We start from the raw sequence: 3354 nt of genomic DNA on the forward strand, positions 1-3354 counted from the left end.
GCCGCGGCAGCCACCACGTCCGGCCGCGAGCCCAGCATCGCCGCGCGCCCCGCGGCGACGGCGCCGGCTGCAAAGGCGCGCTGCTTCTCCGCCGCCATCTCGGCCAGCGCCGCGGCGGCGGCGGCGGGCTCGGTCCAGAGCTGCGCGCTGCGCAGGGTGAACACCCAGCCCGCCTGCCAGGCGAGCAGCGCCATGCGCGCAGGATCCGTCATGTCTTGCGGCCCCCCATTCCGGTCACGACGAAGCGCCGGGCCCGGCACGGAGGCGCCGCCGAGCCATGCTCAAAGCGCCGCGAGCACCGCTTCGGCCTTGCTCACCTCGAAGGCGCCCGGCGCCTCAACGGCGATGTGCGTCACCTTGCCGTCCTTCGCCACCAGCACGAAGCGCTGGCAGCGGATGCCGAGGCCGCGCGCCGTCAGGTCGAATTCCAGCCCCATCGCCTTGGTGAAGGCAGCCGCGCCGTCGGCCAGCATGGCGATGGTGTCGCCCACGCCCTGGTCCTTGCCCCAGGCGCCCATGACGAAGGCGTCGTTCACCGCCATGCAGGCGATGGCCTCCACGCCCTTGGCCTTCAACGAGCCCGCATGCTGGACGAAGCCCGGCAGGTGCTTGGCGGAGCAGGTGGGGGTGAAGGCGCCGGGCACGCCGAACAGCACCACCGTCCGGCCCTTGAAGAACTCGGCGGTGTCGATCTCCTTCGGCCCCTCGGCGGTGGCCTGCATGATCTTCACGGACGGAATCGCGTCGCCCACCTTGATCGTCATCGCCTGAGGTCCCCCCGGGGTTATGGCGGTTGTGGCACCATCTAGAGCGGTTCACGGCGCCGCGTCCATCGGGCGGGCCCACCGTGCCCGCCGCGCCACGCAACCTGTCACGCAACCCGCCCGTCGCCCCGCCCGTTCTTGCGGGGGCAACCGGTCACCGCCATCTTCCGATCATGGCCAGACAATCACCGAAGCTACCCCCTGGCCGCCCCGGCGCCCCCGAAGGGGAGGGGTGGCTGACCGGCCAGCTCCTGGTCGCCATGCCCACCATGCAGGACCCGCGCTTCGCGCGGTCCGTCATCTGCCTCTGCGCGCATTCCGGCGAGGGTGCGATGGGCATCGTGCTCAACAAGCCGCTGCAGGGGCTGTCCTTCGACGACCTGCTGAAGCAGCTGAACCTGGATCCGGTGCCGCCGCAGCGCCGCATCCGCCTGATGTCCGGCGGCCCGGTGGAGAACGGCCGCGGCTTCGTGCTGCACACCGCCGACTGGGAGACCGAGGGGAGCCTGAAGGTGCAGCCCGGAGTCGCGCTGACCGCCAGCGTCGATATCCTGAAGGCGATCGCCGGCGGCGGCGGCCCGCGTGAGGGACTTCTGGCGCTTGGCTATGCCGGCTGGGGTCCCGGCCAGCTGGAAAGCGAGATCCAGCAGAACGCCTGGCTGAACGTGCCTGCCGACGAGCAGCTGCTGTTCGGCGGCACGCCCGAGAAGCTTTGGCACCAGGCGCTGGCGAAGCTGCACGTGGACCCCGCGCTGCTGTCGGGTGCCGCCGGGCACGCCTGACCCGCGCCCGGCGCGCTGGACGCGCCGGCCCGCCCTGCCAGAGTGGGCCGGATGTCCCGCACCCTCCAGGGCGTGCTGCTGCAGCTCGTGGCGCTCGCCCTTTTTGTCGGCATGGACGCGCTGCTGAAGGTGCTGGTCGCCTTCTACCCCGTGCCGCAGCTGATGTTCGTCCGCTTCGTCTCCCACACCGTGCTGGTGGTGGTGGCGGTGCGGTTGTTCACCGGCTCCGTCCCTTGGCGGTCGCGCGCGCCGGGGCTGCAGACGCTGCGCAGCGCCTGCCTCGCTATCGCCAACGCCGCGCTGTCGGTTGCGCTGATCCACATCCCGCTGGCCGATGCGACGGCGGTCGCCTTCCTCGCCCCCGTCCTGACGGTGGCGATGGCCGCCCTGTGGCTGGGGGAGCGCGTCTCCACGCGCCGCTGGGCAGGCGTGGCGGTGGGGCTGCTGGGCGTGGCCGTCGCGCTGCGACCCCCCTTCCTGACCGGCGAGCCGCTGCACTGGGCGATGCTGCTGCCGCTGGTCACGGCGGCGGGCAACACCGTCTACCACCTGCTGACCCGCCGGCTGGCCGCGCTGGACGACCCGCGCACCACCTTTGTGCATACCAGCCTTGCGGCCTGCGCACTGACCGGCCTGGCGCAGCCCTTCGTCTGGCAGACCCCGCCCCTGGCGGACCTGCCCTGGATGCTGCTGCTCGGGCTGCTGGGCGGGGCGGGGCACTGCATCCTGGTGCTGGCCTTCGCCCGCGCCCCGGCCTCGGTCCTGGCGCCGATGTCCTACTCGCAACTGGTCTGGGCGGGGCTTGCCGGCATCCTGGTGTTCGGCGACTGGCCGGATGGCTGGACCCTGCTGGGGGCCGCGGTGATCGCGGCGGGCGGCGTGCTGGTGGCGCTGCCCGACCGGGGCGCCAGGTCGTCCGGCGGGGCGCCGCCGGCACGAAGCTGACGCCCGGGCGACCGCATTCCGTCACGAACCGCTTGCGCCGGCCCGCGGTTGGCACTAGCCAACCCCCGCCGCCGGATACGGGCCCGCATGACCATCCGCACAGACATCCCCGATCGTGACCACCCCCGTGCCGTGCTGGATGCCGAAGGTGTCCGGGACGCCTACCGGCGCTGGGCGGGGGTCTACGACCTCGTCTTCGGCGGGGTTTCGGCGCATGGCCGCCGCCGCGCCGTGGAGGAGGTGAACCGCCTGCCCGGCACTCGCGTGCTGGAGGTCGGGGTCGGCACGGGCCTCGCCCTGCCGCGCTACCGGCCCGAGAAGCGGGTGGTCGGCGTCGATCTCTCCCGCGAGATGCTGCAGAAGGCCGCCGGCCGCGTCCGGGAGGAGCGGCTGTCGCACGTCGTCGGCCTCTGCGAGATGGACGCGGAGCGGATGGCCTTCGCCGATGACAGCTTCGACATCGCGGTGGCGATGTTCACCGCCTCCGTCGTGCCGAATGCCAAGGTGCTGTTCGCCGAGATGTCGCGCGTGGTCCGGCCGGGCGGGCACCTGCTGTTCGTCAACCACTTCGCCGCCGAATCCGGTCTGCGCTGGTGGGCGGAGCGCAGCATGGCGCCGCTGGCCCGGTTGCTGGGCTGGCACCCCGATTTCGCGCTGAGCGACCTGCTCGACCCGGCCGCGGTGCGGGTGGAGGCGATGGAGCCCTGCCAGCCGGCCGGCCTGTTCACCCTGCTGCGGGTGCGCAACCAGGCGGCGACGGCGCCGCTGGCCGTCGCGGCCTGATTCGCCGGCGGCGTCAGCCGCCGGGCACCGGCGCCGCCACCCGGCCCTGGCCGGGCGTGCGGCGAAGCAGGGCGGCGGTC

5 protein-coding genes are annotated in these 3354 nt (G+C 73.2%); 3 read left to right on the forward strand and 2 right to left on the reverse strand.

Annotation, left to right across the window (positions count from 1 at the left end):
- Positions 1–212: hypothetical protein (locus OZN99_RS28000; RefSeq protein ID WP_270938504.1), on the reverse strand; the 212-nt coding region annotated here is incomplete at its 3' end.
- Between the two features lie 69 nt (positions 213–281).
- Positions 282–764, reverse strand: coding sequence for a peroxiredoxin (locus OZN99_RS28005; RefSeq protein ID WP_270938505.1), 483 nt, complete (start codon positions 762–764; stop codon positions 282–284).
- Between the two features lie 173 nt (positions 765–937).
- On the opposite strand from OZN99_RS28005, the gene OZN99_RS28010 reads away from it, so the two are divergent.
- From OZN99_RS28010 to OZN99_RS28020, 3 genes are all read left to right on the forward strand, one after another.
- Complete coding sequence (locus tag OZN99_RS28010) at positions 938–1546, forward strand: YqgE/AlgH family protein (protein WP_270938506.1); 609 nt, start codon at positions 938–940, stop codon at positions 1544–1546.
- Between the two features lie 51 nt (positions 1547–1597).
- Complete coding sequence (locus OZN99_RS28015) at positions 1598–2491, forward strand: DMT family transporter (protein ID WP_270938507.1); 894 nt, start codon at positions 1598–1600, stop codon at positions 2489–2491.
- A gap of 87 nt (positions 2492–2578) precedes the next feature.
- Positions 2579–3274 carry a class I SAM-dependent methyltransferase gene (locus OZN99_RS28020; protein WP_270938508.1) on the forward strand — a complete coding sequence of 232 codons (696 nt, stop codon included), beginning with the start codon at positions 2579–2581 and terminating at the stop codon, positions 3272–3274.
- The last annotated feature ends 80 nt before the right edge of the window (positions 3275–3354 follow it).

The organism is Falsiroseomonas oryzae, assembly GCF_027856955.1.
GTDB classification, from domain to species: domain Bacteria; phylum Pseudomonadota; class Alphaproteobacteria; order Acetobacterales; family Acetobacteraceae; genus Falsiroseomonas; species Falsiroseomonas oryzae.